At 29.4% G+C, this 16681-nt stretch carries 11 protein-coding genes; 4 read left to right on the top strand and 7 right to left on the bottom strand.

Annotation, left to right across the window (positions count from 1 at the left end; genetic code table 11):
- Positions 1–461 precede the first annotated feature (461 nt).
- Positions 462–1070 (top strand): hypothetical protein, encoded by a 609-nt coding sequence (locus ACH5TX_RS13635; RefSeq protein WP_439340052.1) that lies wholly within the window; start codon positions 462–464, stop codon positions 1068–1070.
- Positions 1071–1170: 100 nt separating this feature from the next.
- Here the strand turns inward: ACH5TX_RS13635 and ACH5TX_RS13630 are convergent, their stop codons facing one another.
- The 6 genes from ACH5TX_RS13630 to ACH5TX_RS13605 form a co-directional block, all read right to left on the bottom strand.
- Positions 1171–3564, bottom strand: coding sequence for an ABC transporter permease (locus ACH5TX_RS13630; protein WP_439340051.1), 2394 nt, complete (start codon positions 3562–3564; stop codon positions 1171–1173).
- A gap of 44 nt (positions 3565–3608) precedes the next feature.
- Entirely contained in the window at positions 3609–4298 is a 690-nt protein-coding gene (locus ACH5TX_RS13625) for an ABC transporter ATP-binding protein (protein ID WP_439340050.1), read from the bottom strand.
- 61 nt (positions 4299–4359) lie between these two features.
- Complete coding sequence (locus tag ACH5TX_RS13620) at positions 4360–6666, bottom strand: ABC transporter permease (RefSeq protein ID WP_439340049.1); 2307 nt, start codon at positions 6664–6666, stop codon at positions 4360–4362.
- Positions 6667–6680: 14 nt separating this feature from the next.
- A complete protein-coding gene (locus tag ACH5TX_RS13615; protein ID WP_439340048.1) occupies positions 6681–9101 on the bottom strand; it encodes an ABC transporter permease in 2421 nt (806 codons plus the stop codon).
- 159 nt (positions 9102–9260) lie between these two features.
- On the bottom strand, positions 9261–10511 hold the full coding sequence (locus ACH5TX_RS13610; protein ID WP_439340047.1) for an efflux RND transporter periplasmic adaptor subunit: 1251 nt from the start codon (positions 10509–10511) through the stop codon (positions 9261–9263).
- Between the two features lie 4 nt (positions 10512–10515).
- The gene (locus ACH5TX_RS13605) at positions 10516–11865 is read right to left on the bottom strand and encodes a TolC family protein (protein ID WP_439340046.1); all 1350 of its coding nucleotides are present in this window, start codon (positions 11863–11865) and stop codon (positions 10516–10518) included.
- A gap of 212 nt (positions 11866–12077) precedes the next feature.
- On the opposite strand from ACH5TX_RS13605, the gene ACH5TX_RS13600 reads away from it, so the two are divergent.
- Together ACH5TX_RS13600 and ACH5TX_RS13595 are read left to right on the top strand one after the other, a co-directional pair.
- On the top strand, positions 12078–13421 hold the full coding sequence (locus tag ACH5TX_RS13600; protein WP_439340045.1) for a sigma-54-dependent transcriptional regulator: 1344 nt from the start codon (positions 12078–12080) through the stop codon (positions 13419–13421).
- Positions 13422–13430: 9 nt separating this feature from the next.
- Positions 13431–14783: a sensor histidine kinase gene (locus ACH5TX_RS13595; RefSeq protein WP_439340044.1), complete on the top strand. Its 1353-nt coding sequence runs from the start codon at positions 13431–13433 to the stop codon at positions 14781–14783.
- Positions 14784–14790: 7 nt separating this feature from the next.
- On the opposite strand, the gene ACH5TX_RS13590 is transcribed toward ACH5TX_RS13595, so the two are convergent.
- Entirely contained in the window at positions 14791–15864 is a 1074-nt protein-coding gene (locus ACH5TX_RS13590; protein ID WP_439340043.1) for a PA0069 family radical SAM protein, read from the bottom strand.
- Positions 15865–16104: 240 nt separating this feature from the next.
- Between ACH5TX_RS13590 and ACH5TX_RS13585 the strand changes: the two genes are divergently transcribed.
- Entirely contained in the window at positions 16105–16623 is a 519-nt protein-coding gene (locus ACH5TX_RS13585) for a Crp/Fnr family transcriptional regulator (RefSeq protein WP_439340042.1), read from the top strand.
- The last annotated feature ends 58 nt before the right edge of the window (positions 16624–16681 follow it).

Genomic DNA, 16681 nt, shown 5'->3' with positions numbered 1-16681 from the left:
CTTGCTTACAGATTGAAAAAAGGAAAATTTAAAATAGTATTTAACTCGAACGGTAAAGAGTTTACAAAATTCATTAATAATTAGTTTAATGTCTTATTTAGTTTAGTTGGTAAAGTGAGCTGTGGTGGCTCACTTTTTTTTGCTTTATATTCTTCTCTCATTACTATTTCTGTTATAATTAAAACAAGTATTTTAATTTATAATTTTCTTCAGAATTAAATTCCTCCGCATTTATTTAGACTAGCTTTTTTAATACAGAATATAAAATTTCTGTTAAAACAAAAATTAACAGTCTCTTTAAAAATATATTCTATTACCCCAGAACTATGGTAATTTAATTAACATAAACATGATGTAAAAATAACAGATAAAATAGCACATAAATTCATTAAAATCAATGTTTTACAAACAATGTATCGATTCTATATTTGCAGTGTTGAACGTTATTAAAACTCCAAATTATGAAAAACGTAATTAAAAACACAAAAAAAGGAATCTTAATGGTAACTATGCTTGCTACCTTGTTAAGTTTCGCAAATGAAGAATCATTTACAGTTAAAAATGATGCAAACAGAACCTCACTTACTTTTTACGATGTAAAAGAAGGGAACCTATTATCTATTATAGATGATAACGGAATCATATTATATAAAGAGCTAATTCAAAAACAAGGAACTTACACAAAAGGATTCGATTTAACTACGCTTCCAGATGGTGCTTATATTTTTGAACTAGAAAAAGATATGGAAATTGACACCATTCCTTTCTCTGTAAAATCTAGTATTGTTACTTTTAACAAGGAAAATGAAAAAATAATCTACAAACCTTTTACTAGAGTAGTAGGTAACTTAGTTTACTTAACACAACTTGCTTTGAATGATGAATCTTTTAAAGTACAAATCTTTTATTCAAATTCTAACTTTTCTTCAGATACAGAACTTGTATATTCTGAAAAAATTAAAAACACAAAAGATATTAAAAGAGCATACAAGCTAGTTGGTTTAGAAAAAGGAAAATACAAAATGGTTTGCTATCTAAATGATAGAAAATTTACAAAAATTATAAATTAAAAGTAACTAACACCCTAACCCTAAAAAGGTGAGCCTTATTGCTCACCTTTTTTTGTTCTTAAAACATATTATTTCTTTCCTCGAAATAACCATTCATTATTTACTCATCCCGCAAACTCTCCACAGGATTACTTGTTGCCGCTTTATAGGTTTGCCAACTTACCGTTAGTAAGGCAATTATTAATGTAAACAAGCCTGCTAAAGCAAATACCCACCAACTTAAACTGGTTTTATATGCAAAATTTTCTAACCATTTACTCATGGCAAAATATGCAATGGGGCATGCAATAACAAAAGCAATAATCACCCATTTTACAAAGTCCTTGTTAAGCATAAATAAAATTTCTTTAATGGTAGCTCCATTTACTTTACGGATGCCAATTTCTTTTACACGCCTTTGCGTATCATATAGAGCAATAGTAAACAAACCAATAGCAGAAATTAACAAAGCAATAATGGTAAATACCATGTAAATGGTACTTAAACGTTTTTCTTTTTGGTAGAGCACTGCTATTTCGTCACTTAAAAAGGTGTATTTAAAAACTTGATTAGGATTTATCTCTTTAAACAAAGCTTCTATTTTCTGAATCCCATCAGAAATAGTTCCTTTATGAAATTTTATAAAATATTCGGCTTCAAAATCTTCAAAATAAACCATAATAAGTGGTTTTGGTTTTACCGATAGATGCTCATAATTAAAATCTTTAACAACACCAATTATCTCATAATCACCCCAATTTCTATTACTAATATTTGTAGTTTCTATATCTTTTATATTCCAATGTTTTTTAGCAGTTTCATTAATTACTATTTTTTGACTACGTTGTTTATCTAAGTCATCTTCAAAAAAGCGTCCTTTAACTATCTCAAATTCAAATATATTTCGATGGTTAGGTGTTACAACAAGAGAATTAAGTGTTTCATATTCAACATCACCCGCTTTAGGTTTCCAATCTATAGGAAAAACATCTATAGGTGAACGTCCTTGAGACAATTTATCTATTTCAGATATTTCTGCTAATCTGTCATTTATATACTTTGGTATTTTTAAAGCCTTTTCTCTTTCTTCCTGTCTTTTTTCCTTACTCCAGTCTCTGCTTTCAAAATTAAAAGGGGGCTCGTAAAAAAGTTTTACTTTCAACATTTCGTCGTAATTAAAACCAAGGTCTTTATCTAGCATTAGTTTTAACTGATTGTTTACTATAATGGAAGATATTAACAACAAAAAGGCCATAGCATATTGTAAAATAACAGTAACTTGTTTTCCTGTTATTTTTTTAGACATAGAAGCATTTCGCTTAAGATTTTTAATTGCAGAAAACCTATTAATAATAAGCATTGGATACACTAAACCTATTAGGGTTATAATAGAAAGAATAAAGGCATTAACTAATAATATTTTCCAAATTGGAGGCGCTAACAAAACTCCAACAAAATTATTAAACCATGGAAGTATCAAGTTATAACCTATACTAATAAACAACGTAGACAGTGTAATAATAATAAAGGTTTCAATAATTTTTTGCCATACAATGTGCCGTTTTAAAGCACCATTTACTTTAGATATAGCAATATTTTTAAGTACCGCATTGGTATTAACAATTTGAATATTAGAATAATTAAGAATAGACACAAATAGTATAACCAGCATAATAACTATTAGTATATCTATATTTTTTTTATTCCCTGAACTAAATTCCGAATACTTTTTTAAACCATTTAACTCCGTACTAAAGTATAAATCATCAAGACTTTTTATAGAAGTAATACTTTCGGTTAATTGAGGATAAAAATTTGGAACTTTATTATTGGACTCTTTTATTTTTAAACCAAACGCTTTTCTATTAAAGCCTTTTTGTCCTTTAAAAAAGGGGACACTTATACGTCCGTAACCATAAGTCCTTTTCTCATAAGGAATAATATAATCGAACTTTAAAGAGCTATTGGAAGGTATATTAATGATACCTTTTACCGTATGTGTTCCTTGATACATTCGTGTTTCTATATAAACACTTTGTCCAATAGGATTACTTTCTCCAAAAAGTTTCTTACTATAATTCTTACTTAAAATGATAGATTCTGCATCCTCTAAAATGGTATTTTTATCACCATATTTAAGTTTAAAATCGAATACCTTAAAAAAACTACTATCTACCACCATCCCTTTAGGCAAATAAATATTCTCATTATATTTTAATTTTGTATCATTCTCTTTATAAAAAATTAAAGATGTAGCACTTTCAATTTCAGGATAATCTTCAGGTATAAATCTATACGGGTTACTCCAATCGCTTTTAGGAGATTCCTTCATAATAACCATATAAATATCCTTTTCTCTTTTATGGAAATCGTCCATGGTCAATTCATTATGAACATAGGAAAACAAAAGAGAAATACACAACGCTCCCAAACAAAGCGTTGCCAAACTACCGGCAAATATGACTTTGTTAGATCTAAAGTTTCTGAAAGCAAATTTTATATAATGTTTAAGCATAGTTTAAGTATTTAAGCAAGAATTAAAAAACGAAGGAAAGAGTCTTACACTAAAGCAGGATCTTTTCTAGTTTCTGTTACGATCTTACCATCAAATAAATTAATAATACGGTGAGCATAATTAGCATCATGGTCTGAATGCGTTACCATTACAATGGTTGCCCCCTCACGGTTTAATTCGGTTAATAATTCCATAACATCTCTACCGTTTTTAGAATCTAAATTACCTGTAGGCTCATCGGCTAATATTAATTTAGGATTGGCAACCACAGCACGAGCTATGGCAACACGTTGTTGCTGACCTCCTGATAATTGTTGTGGAAAATGCTTAGTTCTATGACCCATTTTCATGCGCTCTAGCACTTCCATAATCATGCGTTTACGTTCTGAAGCCTTTATTTTCAAGTAAATTAATGGTAGCTCTACATTTTCGTAAACAGTTAATTCATCAATTAAATTAAAGCTTTGAAATACAAATCCAACATTTCCTTTACGCTCCTGCGTACGCTGGCTTTCCTTTAAACTGCCTACTTCTTTACCGTTAAAAGTATAAGTACCTTCGGTAGGGTTATCTAATAAACCAATAATGTTTAACAGCGTAGATTTACCACAACCAGAAGGCCCCATAATAGCTGTAAACTCGCCTTTTTCTACATGTAAATTCACATTGTTAAGCGCCTTGGTTTCAACCTCTTCGGTTCTAAAAATTTTTGAAAGATTTTCTGTTTTTATCATAATTATTTGTTTTACAGATTATTTTTATGCTTTTGCCATTACGACTTATTTATACTTTTATTTACTCATCTCTTAAACTCTCTACAGGATTCCTTGTTGCTGCGCTATACGTTTGCCAACTTACCGTTAATAAGGCTATTATTAATGTAAATATGCCTGCCAAAGCAAATACCCACCAACTTAAATTAGTTTTATATGCAAAATTTTCTAACCATTTACTCATGGCGTAATAAGCTATTGGACAAGCAATAACAAAAGCAATACCCACCCATTTTATAAAGCCTTTATTAAGCATCATCATAATCTCTTTTATGGTAGCACCGTTTACTTTGCGGATACCGATTTCTTTGGTCTTTTTATCTGTTAAAAATATAATCTGCCCAAAAAGCCCCAGACAAGTAATTATAATTGCTATAATTGAAAATAGAGTACAGGCATTAGCAAGTCTCTCTTCTTTTCTATACATAGCATCAAAAGAAGTGTTATAAAACTCATATTTTATAGGTGTTCCAGAAACCATACTTTTCCATGTTTTATTAATATATGTCATGGTTTTTGAAATATTAGTTTTATTTATTCTAAGACTAACAGCTCTATTAATGCTATATTTCATAATTAATGGCTCTATTTTTTCATGAATAGACCCAAAGTGAAAGTCTTTAACAACACCCACGATTTCTAAATCATCGTCCATATATTTGATTCTTTCCTTTTCAAAATTCTTAATTTCTAAAACTTTTAAAGTTGCTTCATTAACAATACATTGTTTACTATCATTTTTAGATACATTTCGCCCTTTTAATAACGTTATCTGCATAGTATTCAAAAAATATTCATCAATATCCATTTGATAAAGAGTATAATTCCAATCTGGATTTTTCATACTTGAGCTAAGATTTCCTGGGATTCCTCCACTTAAACTAACATCTTGAATTGATGGGTTTTTAAGTAATTCTTCTTTAAACAAAACAGGATCTAAAGCTTTATAGGGTACATCTATATGTAATAATTCGTTATCATTAAAACCTAAATTTATATGCTTAGCATAAAAAATTTGATTTTGAATTACAATAGCTCCAACAATAAGAAGCATCGCAATTAGCAATTGAAAAACAGGTAAAAGACTTCTACTTATAGTGTTGGTATTTGTATGTGCCTTGTTTTTTAAAAAACTTTGAATATCGAATCGTATTAATAAAATAATTATTGGCAAACTCGATATTAAAATAACAACCGCTAATATCAACACGATACTTATTATAAATGTAGGGACAGATAATGCCTGAAAATCTAGTTGCTCTTGAAATAACTGATTAAAATAAGGAACTAATATTTTTAATAATATCAACGATATCATAAAAGAAATAAAGACCCAAAGACATACATCAATTAAATAATTAATTACAATATTGATTCTTGTTGCGCCATTTACTTTACGAATTCCTATTTCTTTAATGCGCTTAAGTTGTAAAGACATTATATAGTTGACATAATTAATAACGGAAAGCAATAAAATTAAGATTCCTATTATAGAAAGTATAGTAATTAAACTCTTGTTTCCATGCCTGTTATTGTCCTTAATTTGTGTGTTAAAGTAAATATCTTGTATAGGTTGTAAAGAAATTTCTGGAACTGTTTTAATATGGTTTCCAATAGAATTGTTTATTACATTAACTAACTCTTTTTGTGATTGGTTTTGTTTTAAAAGAAGATAAACATTGGTTAAAGTAATGATTTCTCCATTTACAAAACTCATATTTAATCTAAACTCAGGGTTTTCAGCATTAAGTAAAATACCTCCTGAAATACTAGAATTATTAGGAAAATCTTTAATAACAGCGCTAATAACGGTTTCAAAACTATTTATCTTAAATGCTTTTCCTAGTGGGTTTGCATTACCAAATATTTTTTTCGATACAGACTCTGTAATAATTGAAGAATTCTTATCAATAAAAGGTGTATCAGAAACGCTTTTTATTATAGGCATTGATAACATATCAAAAACATCATTTGTTGTAGCTATTAACCCTTCCTTAATATATATTGACTTCTCTTTTGTATATACATCAACCTCCCATTTTGAGTTTATATAAATTGGGCAAGTATTTTCTATAGAAGCAAACTTATTTTTTAAGAACTCATTTACATTATAATCAATATCTGAAGAATTTGTTTTGGCGTTAAACACTCTAAATATGCGCTTATGGTTTTCAGGATAAGTATCTACAGTATATTCTCCATAAATATAAAGACCGATTGCTAAACACATGGTGAATCCTGCAGAAAACCCTAAAACCCCAAGAAAAGCATGTAGCCTATTGTTTTTCAACCTTCTAATAGACATTTTTATATTTTTAAATAGCATCATTTTTTATACTTTTATTATTCATCTCTCAAACTCTCCACAGGATTTCTTGTTGCCGCTCTATAAGTTTGCCAACTTACCGTTAGTAAGGCTATTATTAGTGTAAATACACCTGCCAAGACAAATACCCACCAACTTAAATTGGTTTTATATGCAAAACTCTCTAACCATTTACTCATAACGTAATAGGCAATTGGGCAAGCAATAACAAAAGCAATAAACACCCATTTTACAAAATCTTTATTAAGCATTATCATAATTTCTTTTATGGTTGCACCGTTTACTTTACGAATGCCTATTTCTTTGGTTTTACTTTCGGTAATAAACAAACTAATGGCAATCATACCCAATAATGAGATAAACAATACAATAGCTGTAAATGCTTCTAATAATCGTTTTAGTTGAAGCTCTTTTTTGTAGATATCTTTGTATTTGTATGATCCAATCAATCTTTTTAATAAGATTTCATCATCGAATCCTTTACTTTTGAAAAATGCTAGAATGTCATTTTGTAACTCCGTTTTATACTCAGGGTTATAGGATATTTGAAAAACATTAGGATATCCTGGAAAATCAAACCCAAACACAATGGGTTGAACAGGATAATGCAAAGGCAGATTATAAACATCTTTAAAAACTCCAATAATCACTCCTTTTCTCATTCCTGTCGCATAATCATTCTCCAGAATAGTTCCAATTGGTTTTTTAAGATTGGCTTTTTTAACAAACGTTTCATTCACCAAAACCTCTACTAAATCAGCCCTTACACTAGTTCTATCAAAATGCTCTTTAACATTTTTTGCCAGCAATAAAGGATTTAAATCTTTTCCTTGTACTATTTGTATTTTATATGCTTTTAAATAATTATTATCACCTTGAACAACAATAGCATCTATTTCTTTATCAAGTTCTACTAATCTTGTGTTGGTTGCTCTAAAATCTGATTGAAATAAATTTTGCCCTCTAGAAATAGCATTTACATAACTTTTAGACTCTAATAGGTTTCTAATTTCATCAGAAAAATTCATAGTAGGAACACTAATAATGTTCTGAATATCAAAACCTATATCCTTATCTTCAATATAATCTACTTGTTTTTTGATTGCCAAAACCGATATAATGGTAGCAATACTCAATACCAATTGAAAACCAATAATGTATTTATTAGAAAGATTAAAAATATTTTTTATTTTACTATTGATGCTTAAGATAACAGCACTGTAAGAAATTAAAAACTCTATAAAACCTATAACAAAACCAACAAATAACACAAGACAAAAGAAAGTAACTAAAATAAATACATCTGATGTTAAAGACAATAGATAATCAAATCCTATTAACTCTGAAACACGCGTATTTAACAATGGGTAAGAAGCAAAAGCTATTAACAATGCTAACAAAACATTTAAAATTGACTCTGAAACAAGCTGTAATAAAATAACATTTTTAGAAGCTCCTAAATAACGCTTTGTAGTAAACTCTTTAATTCTTGAACTATTAAGTCCAATACTCATTATGATATAATTAAGCCCTCCAAAAATTAACACTAAAAACCCTACTAACACAATTACTTTAAGAAATTGTAAAGAGCCTTTTTTTTCTTGGTTTTGTATATCATTTGAGCCAAAGTAAATATCATCAAATCGTTGTAAATAAAAAGGAGTTTTTTCTTTAATAGTATACCCATTTGCGACTCGGTTTCGTTCTTTAAACAATTCATCACTAATCTTAGTTGATAATTGCTCGGCATCTTTTAAAAAAGGAATATACAAGTACAAACTTGGAGACCATAAACCCCAATCATTTGCACGAGAATTATTTATATAATCTTGAAAATTTATAATTCCCTCTGCTTGTATGGTTGATGTTTTTGAAAAATCCTCAATTACCCCTATAACTTCTAACGATCTTTTATTAGGTGCTTTGTATGCTGAAACAGTTAACACTTCACCTATTGGATTTTTGTCTTGAAATAATTCTTTAGCCACTTTTTGAGTTAAAAAAATACCATTAGGTGTTTCTTTAAACTTTGTTAAACTACCTTCTAAAATTAAAAAATTAAACATTTCAAAAAAAGAAGAATCTGCATGTGCAAATTTCTTTAGATTAGATACTCCTTTGAAATGAAGCTCAATAGGTTCTTCTGATTGAAGTCTAACAAAATTGTTTACTTGAGGTATTTTTTCTTTTAACAAAGGACCTAAAGGATTAGGCGTTACTGTTAATTTAAAATTAGAATTATTTCCAAAATTACAAGTTAGCCTATAAATATCCTTTCGGTTTTTATGAAACTTATTTACACTAAGTTCCTTATATACATAATGATAAATATGAAACGACGCTATAATGGCAATACTCATTCCTAAAATAGAAATAGTATATACTTTATAATTACGTGTAATTCTACGGAGGTATTCTTTTAGTATTTTAAATAGCATCTTTTAATTGTTTTATTTAGTCATTACGAGGCGTTCTTAAAAGAACGCCAAATAATCTTTCTGTTTTTTTATCTCTCATTAAAAACAGATAGTACCCAACTGTAGATTACATTCGTAATAACTATATTTTATTTTACTTAAATCAACTTTAAACCACGTTTACTTCAAAAGTAATTTATCACTATCTCCAAATGCATCATAACCTGATGTTACAACGTGTTCTCCAGCTTCTAATCCTTCTAATACTTCATAATATTTAGGATTTTGTTTTCCTATTTTAACCGAGCGTTTTACAGCAAACTCACCTAAAGGATCTACCACATACACCCATTGCCCACCTGTACTTTGAAAAAAAGCGCCTCGTGGCAACAACAATGCTTCAGTAGGCGCACCTAACTGTAGTTTTATATAGTAGCTTTGCCCCGTACGTATGTTATCTGGTTTATCTCCAGAAAACACCAAATCTATTTTAAATTTACCTGCTTTAACATCAGGATATACCTTTTTCAAACTAACGTTATAAAGCACATCGTTTCGCTCGAACGTACCAGAAAGACCTCGTTTAACTCGGTCTATATAATGCTCATCAATAGTAGATTCTATTTTAAAATTGGTTAATACATTTATTTGCGCTATAGATTGCCCACGCCCTATTTGCTTCCCTAATTCGGCATCTAAAGTTCCTAATTGCCCATCAATAGGTGCCTTTACATTTAGGTTTTCTATACGCTCGTATTCCATACTTAATGTTTGTTTCATACGTGTTAAATCCTTAACCAATTCTTTTATACTCGTGGTATTAAGTAACGAATCTTGTTTTACTTGAAATCTATTAACTTCATGGTTTTTTTCTGCGAGTTCAAAACTTTCTTCTGCTTGTAAAAACTCTTCGCCGGCTATTAATTCTTCTTCATATAAGGCTTTAAATTGTTCAAATTTTCGTTTTGCTTTTTTAAGTTGAAAAGCCGATTCTAACAAACTTTTTTGCCCATTAATGCGCTTAGAATCAAAATTAATTTGTGTTTGTCTAAGTCCATTTTGTTTTAAAGCCAAATTAGTTTCACTATTTAAAATTTGTCCGTATAATTCACGATTTTCAAGCTTTAAAATAACATCGCCTTTTTTCACCATACTTCCTTCTTCAATTAATATTTCCATAACACGACCACCTTCATAGGCATCTAAATACACGGTGCTAATAGGATTTACATTTCCACTAATACTTATGTAATCGTTAAATTTATCGTTTACAACTTCCGAAATAGTAATCTTCTCTTTTTCAACCTTTAGTGTTGAACCCGAACTATTAAAAATCATATTCGCTATAAAAAACAGAAAAACAAGAATAGTACTTCCTATAAGTATATGTTTTGGTTTTATGCCTTTTTTCTTTTCAATTTTGGTATCCATGTTTTTAATTTGAAGTTGATTTAATTGGTAACTTAAAAGTACCATTATAAAAGTCTAAGGTGCGTTTTTGAATTGCCATTTGAGCCATTAAACGCACTTGCTCTATTTTAGTATTTAAATAAGCGTTACTTGCTATTTCTAATTCGTAAAGATTAATTAATTTTTTTTCAAATTTTCTTTTTGCAATATCATATGCTTTTTCTTTGGCCTTTATGTTTTTTTGAGTCAACTCCTTTTCGGCAATAAGGGCTTCGTTTTTCTGTAATAATTCTTGAATAACTTTATAAGTACGCTGCTCTTCTATTTCTAATTGTGTTTTAGCCTTTTCTAATTGTATTCTAGCTATTTTTATACTACTACGAGTTCTTCCATTATTAAAAAGCGCGTAGTTAAGAGAAAAACCAAAAGATTTAGACAGGTTATTTTTTATCTGATCTTTAAAAATAATTGTACTCCCTGTTGCATCTTTAAAATTATCAGAATAACTGGTAAACATATTTGCTCCAAAACGTATACTAGGGTAACGAGCTGTTTTGCTCATTGCCAATTCTTTTTTTGCCGTTTCAATATTAAGCTGACTTATTTGAAGATTAGGTAATGCTTTTTTTGAAGTATTAAATAGATGATCGATATTTAATGGAACACTACTTACATTAAGGTTAGATGGTGCGTCTTGAATAATATTAATAGTAACAGCCTCTAAATTCATTTCTTGAATGAGTGCTAATTTTGCGGCATTAAGTGCATTTTTGGCTTTTAAAACCGCTAAAGCATCTGCACTTATAGTGGCTTCAATAGCATACAAATCGGCTTTTGCAACTAACTCTAATGCTACTTTTTTAGAAATTTCTTTTTGGTATAAAAAATTGACTGCTTGTTGCTCTTTTATAATATCTAAAGCACCTTCTTGAAACAATACTGTATTAAACAATCCCATAATTTTAAAAGCCAAATCATACTCGGCCTGTTGCTCTCTAAATTTACTAGATTGATATAGTAATTTACTATAAGCTAAAGCATGCCACTTTTTAAAAGATTCAAAAACAGTAATAGATGATGACAATCCGCCACTTAAACCAGACACATAACGAGTATCTATAAAGCTATTAGTAACGGGATCTAAAGAACGCCCTAAACTAACATTATAACTTGGGTAAGAAATACCAATAGTTGGCAACATATCTCGTTTACTTTGCAGCCATCGTTCTTTGCTAATTTCAGCATTATAATTTTGTGCTTCTTGAGTAAGATTATGTTTTAAAGCATAAGCTATACAATCGTCTAAACTCCAAACTTTCTGGGAAAATGTTTTAAAGGCACTTAGCTGTAGCCCTATAACAAGAATCCAAATCATTTTTTGATGCATATTTATGTATATTTTGCATAGTCTATTCCCAATGTTGTGCCAAAAAATACAACACATTAATTTACAACCTGTTACATATAAAATTGTTGAATTAAACAAAATATAGTGTAAAATAAATGGACAAAAAGTGTAAAAATATTTTACACTTTTTTAAAACATAAACATCTAATGGCTAGCTTTGAAAAACAAACTTATTAATAATGATTCCAGGCAACATTCTTATTGTAGATGACAATAAAAGTATTTTAAGTGCTTTAGAATTACTATTGCAATCTGAATATAAAACGGTTACTACAATTTCTAACCCCAACCTTATAACTTCTATTTCTAATATAAAAACCTACGATGTTATTTTATTAGACATGAATTTTTCGGCTGGCGTAAATACAGGAAATGAAGGTTTTTATTGGTTAAAACGTATTAAAGAGTTATCTCCAGATACCTCAATAATTATGATAACTGCCTATGGTGGTGTAGAAATTGCAGTTCGTGCCTTAAAAGAAGGTGCTACAGATTTTATATTAAAACCATGGGATAATAGTAAGTTATTAGCAACCATACAATCGGCCTATCAATTCCGGCAATCTAGAAAAGAAGTCAGGCATTTAAAACAATTAATAAATAAAAAAGAAACCCCAATTATAGGACATTCTAAAGCTATAAATGAGGTTTTAAAGATGACTCAAAAAGTAGCTAAAACCAAAGCGAATGTTTTAATAACTGGCGAAAACGGTACAGGTAAAGAACTTATTGCACAAGCCATACATAATGGGTCTTCTAGAAAAGATGAAATTTTAGTAAGTGTAGATATGGGTGCCATTAGTGAAAACCTTTTTGAAAGCGAACTTTTCGGACATACAAAAGGGTCTTTTACAGACGCCCACGAAGATAGAGCCGGTAAATTTGAAACCGCAAATGGCGGCACCCTTTTTTTAGATGAAATTGGAAACCTTTCTCTATCATTACAGGCTAAATTATTAGCTGTTTTACAAAACAGGGAAGTTTTTAGAGTAGGCTCTAATCATGCGATACAAGTAGACATTAGATTAGTTTGTGCTACCAATTGCAATTTAGAACAAATGGTTGAAGAAGGGTTATTTAGAGAAGATTTATTATACAGAATAAACACCATTCAAATTGAAACACCTCCGTTGCGAGATCGCGATAAAGATGTATTAGTGCTCTCTGAATATTTTTTAAATATCTACTCTAAAAAATATAGTAAATTAGGATTGAAAATAAATGCCTCAGGACAAAAAAAATTATTAGACCATCAATGGCCAGGAAATGTTAGAGAGTTGCAACACACTATTGAGCGAAGTGTTATTTTAAGTGAGCAAAAAACACTTACAGCTAACGATTTTATGTTTAAAAAACCATCTCAATCATTTTCAAAAGTTTTAGATATTACTTTAGACGATATGGAAAAAACCATGATTGAAAATGCTCTTAACAAACACCAAAGAAATTTTAGTGCTGCAGCAAATCAATTAGGTATTACAAGACAAACGCTATACAACAAAATAAAACGTTATGGTATTTAACATATAATTATGGCAAGCAAACATCTCTATTATACAATAATTATTAAAGTACTAATTATAACTGGCTGCGCTTTTGGTATAAGCTATTTTTATTTTAATAACCATTTAGATTACGCTATTTATATAGCAATTCTTTTAATTTTTCAAGTTGTTAGATTAATAACCTTTTTAAACAAAAGCAATAAAAAAATAGCCTTCTTTTTTAATGCGGTTGAAAATGATGATTCTGCTATTCATTTTCCTATTCACACCAAAAACAAATCGGTAAGAGATTTACATAAAAGCTTAAACCGAGTTAATTTTTTAATTCAGAAAATTAAAATTAAAAACAGTCAACAAGAACAATATTTCCATTCTATTTTAGAGCAGGCATCAGTAGGTATACTTACACTAAACGATAAAGGGCACATTTTACTAGCAAACAAAACCGTTAAAAAACTATTTAATTACGATTCGCTTACGCATATTAAACAACTAAAACGTATTGACGAAAAGTTGTTTCTTCTAATCTCTAATTTAAAACCTTTTGACAGAAAACTAACTTCTATTACTAACGAACGAGAAACTATTCAATTAACCATTCGATCTAAACCAATTAATATTGGAAATGAAAATCTAATTTTAATTATTATTCAAAATATTAATAATGAATTAGATGAAAAAGAAACAGATGCATGGATAAAACTTTTTAGAGTACTTACTCACGAAATTATGAATTCTATCGCACCAATTACGTCGCTTTCTGAAACCTTATTAAACATATACAAAAAAGAAGACACTAAAATAGAGGCATCTCAATTAACAGAAAAAAACATACAAAACACCATAAAGGGACTAGATGTTATTAAAACACAAGGAAAAGATTTAATAAACTTTGTAGAATCTTATAGAAAACTCACAAAAATTCCTAAACCAGAAAAAGAAATTATTTTAATAGAAACGCTCTTTAATAAAGTCCGTATTTTATCTAGTCAAGAAACAGGATTTCAGCAAACAAAATTTGAAACCCATATTAAGCCTAACAATTTAGAAATTTTTGCTGATGAAAAGCAAATGATTCAAGTCCTATTAAATTTAATTAAAAATGCCATTCAATCCATTAATAAAACGAATAAAAAAGGGCGTATTGAGTTAAAAGCAGAGAAAAATGATGAGAATCATATTATAATAAGCATTACAGATAACGGTATTGGTATTTCTCCTGATATTTTAGACCAAATATTCATACCCTTTTTCACCACAAAAGAGCATGGTACAGGTATAGGTTTAAGCCTTTCTAAGCATATTATTAGATTACATGGAGGAAGTTTACAGGTTATTTCAACACCAAATAAAGAGACTTCATTTATAATTTCCTTGTAGTTTGTTCTTAAAACAACCGTAACTGTCCTTCTTTATACGGTTCATGCAAATCGCAATTTAACTTGGGCATCCTTTTTTCCTTAAAATATTTTTGTCTAGCTAATTTTACTAAACTGTTAATTTGTTCAGCAATTTTACCTTCTCCACGCATTCTAGAACCATATCTGGAATCATTTAAGTTACCGCCATGGCAACTTTCAATTTGATGCAATACTTTTTCGGCACGATCTGGCATTGTTTTATGAATCCAATCTGAAAAAATCTCCCCAATTGCACCATTTAATCTAACAATAGTATGCGCTATAGATAAAGCGCCATAATCTGAAGCTGCTTTTGCTAAAGGTAAAATTTCATGACTATTTATTGACGGAATAATAGGCGCCAACATTACATTAACAGGAATTCCATTATCACTTAAAACCTTTACAGTTTCTAACCTTCTTTTAATAGTAGTTGTTCTAGGTTCTAAAATACGCCTAGTATCTTCCGATAAAGATGTAATAGACATATTCACACCAATCAAATTATCCTTTGCCAAGGCTTTTAAAAGATCTAAATCTCTTAAAATTAAAGCGTTTTTTGTTATTATAGCAACCGGATACTTGTATTTTAAAAACACTTCTAAACACTGGCGTGTAATTTCAAATTGCTTTTCGGCAGGTTGGTAACAATCGGTATTTCCAGACATGACTATGGTTTGTGCTTGCCAACTTTTCTTTTTTAACAGTGCTTCTAATAATTTTGGCGCATCTTTTTTTACCATAATACGTCGCTCAAAATCTAAACCTGCACTATAACCCCAAAATTCATGACTATTACGTGCATAACAATAAATACAACCGTGTTCACATCCTTGATAAGCATTCATTGAATACTGCATGCCAACATCTGGACTCTGCACTTTATTGACTATAGTTTTAGGAAAAACGTCTAAGTATAAGGTTTTGTTTCTATCTACCGCTTCTCCTTCTTTTTGGCAGAATTCTAAAAAATCGTCACGCATTTCATGACTTAATTCAAAAAAACGATTGTGCACATTACGTTGCGCACCACGTCCTTTTATGGTAGATTTCGGGTTCATTGTAGTAAAATTAAAGGTTGTTTGCTGTTTGAGTAGCTCTTTAAAATTACTTATAATTTATATTCAAAAATGTTAAAATGAAAACGGGTTATTAACAAAATATTATTACCTATCAAACTTGACTTTATCATAAAAATTGATAACTTCGTTTTCAACCAATATAGCTTGCTTGTGCTAAAATTATTTAAATCTTAAAAAAACGACTATACCTTTGTATTAGCTATAAATTAAGCCTAATAAATGAAAAGCATAAAACAAAATAATATAAAAACTATTGAAAAAGGAGACATCCTTTTAAAGCAAGGAGAAATTACTAAATATGGCTTTTTTGTAAAAAGTGGTTGTCTTAAAAGTTATACCATAGATCATGCAGGAAAAGAACACATCGTACAATTTGCTCCTGAATCTTGGATGATTTCTGATTTAGATAGTTTTATCAACCAAGTACCCTCTATGGTTTACATTCAAGCCATTGAAAAAAGTGAAGTTGTATTAATTTCAAAATCTAATTTTGGAGATTTATCAAATTTAGAAAAGGATGCCTTAATAGAATTAACAACTAAGTCTATAAATAATATGATTGCTACCAACAAGAGAATCATAGGACTTCTGAGTTCTACATCAAAACAACGCTATATAGATTTTACAGAAACCTACCCAACATTAGTGAAACGACTTCCTCTTAAACTCATAGCTGCTTATATTGGGATAACTCCCGAATATTTGAGTGACATTAGAAGAAAAATAGCAAAAAAATAAGCACAATTTCATTTCTTAAGGTATCTTATTTTTAAATAAATCTTTCTACCTCAACTTT

The organism is Thalassobellus citreus, from assembly GCF_044385915.1.
Classification (GTDB): domain Bacteria; phylum Bacteroidota; class Bacteroidia; order Flavobacteriales; family Flavobacteriaceae; genus Thalassobellus; species Thalassobellus citreus.
Note: the sequence above shows the minus strand (reverse complement) of the source record. Positions and strands in the feature narration are given on the sequence as shown.

Excerpts from the sequence above, each read along its gene's own strand:
- ACH5TX_RS13635 (WP_439340052.1), top strand. The coding sequence starts at position 462 with ATGAAAAACGTAATTAAAAACACAAAAAAAGGAATCTTAATGGTAACT.
- ACH5TX_RS13630 (WP_439340051.1), bottom strand. The coding sequence starts at position 3,564 with ATGCTTAAACATTATATAAAATTTGCTTTCAGAAACTTTAGATCTAAC.
- ACH5TX_RS13625 (WP_439340050.1), bottom strand. The coding sequence starts at position 4,298 with ATGATAAAAACAGAAAATCTTTCAAAAATTTTTAGAACCGAAGAGGTT.
- ACH5TX_RS13620 (WP_439340049.1), bottom strand. The coding sequence starts at position 6,666 with ATGATGCTATTTAAAAATATAAAAATGTCTATTAGAAGGTTGAAAAAC.
- ACH5TX_RS13615 (WP_439340048.1), bottom strand. The coding sequence starts at position 9,101 with ATGCTATTTAAAATACTAAAAGAATACCTCCGTAGAATTACACGTAAT.
- ACH5TX_RS13610 (WP_439340047.1), bottom strand. The coding sequence starts at position 10,511 with ATGGATACCAAAATTGAAAAGAAAAAAGGCATAAAACCAAAACATATA.
- ACH5TX_RS13605 (WP_439340046.1), bottom strand. The coding sequence starts at position 11,865 with ATGATTTGGATTCTTGTTATAGGGCTACAGCTAAGTGCCTTTAAAACA.
- ACH5TX_RS13600 (WP_439340045.1), top strand. The coding sequence starts at position 12,078 with ATGATTCCAGGCAACATTCTTATTGTAGATGACAATAAAAGTATTTTA.
- ACH5TX_RS13595 (WP_439340044.1), top strand. The coding sequence starts at position 13,431 with ATGGCAAGCAAACATCTCTATTATACAATAATTATTAAAGTACTAATT.
- ACH5TX_RS13590 (WP_439340043.1), bottom strand. The coding sequence starts at position 15,864 with ATGAACCCGAAATCTACCATAAAAGGACGTGGTGCGCAACGTAATGTG.
- ACH5TX_RS13585 (WP_439340042.1), top strand. The coding sequence starts at position 16,105 with ATGAAAAGCATAAAACAAAATAATATAAAAACTATTGAAAAAGGAGAC.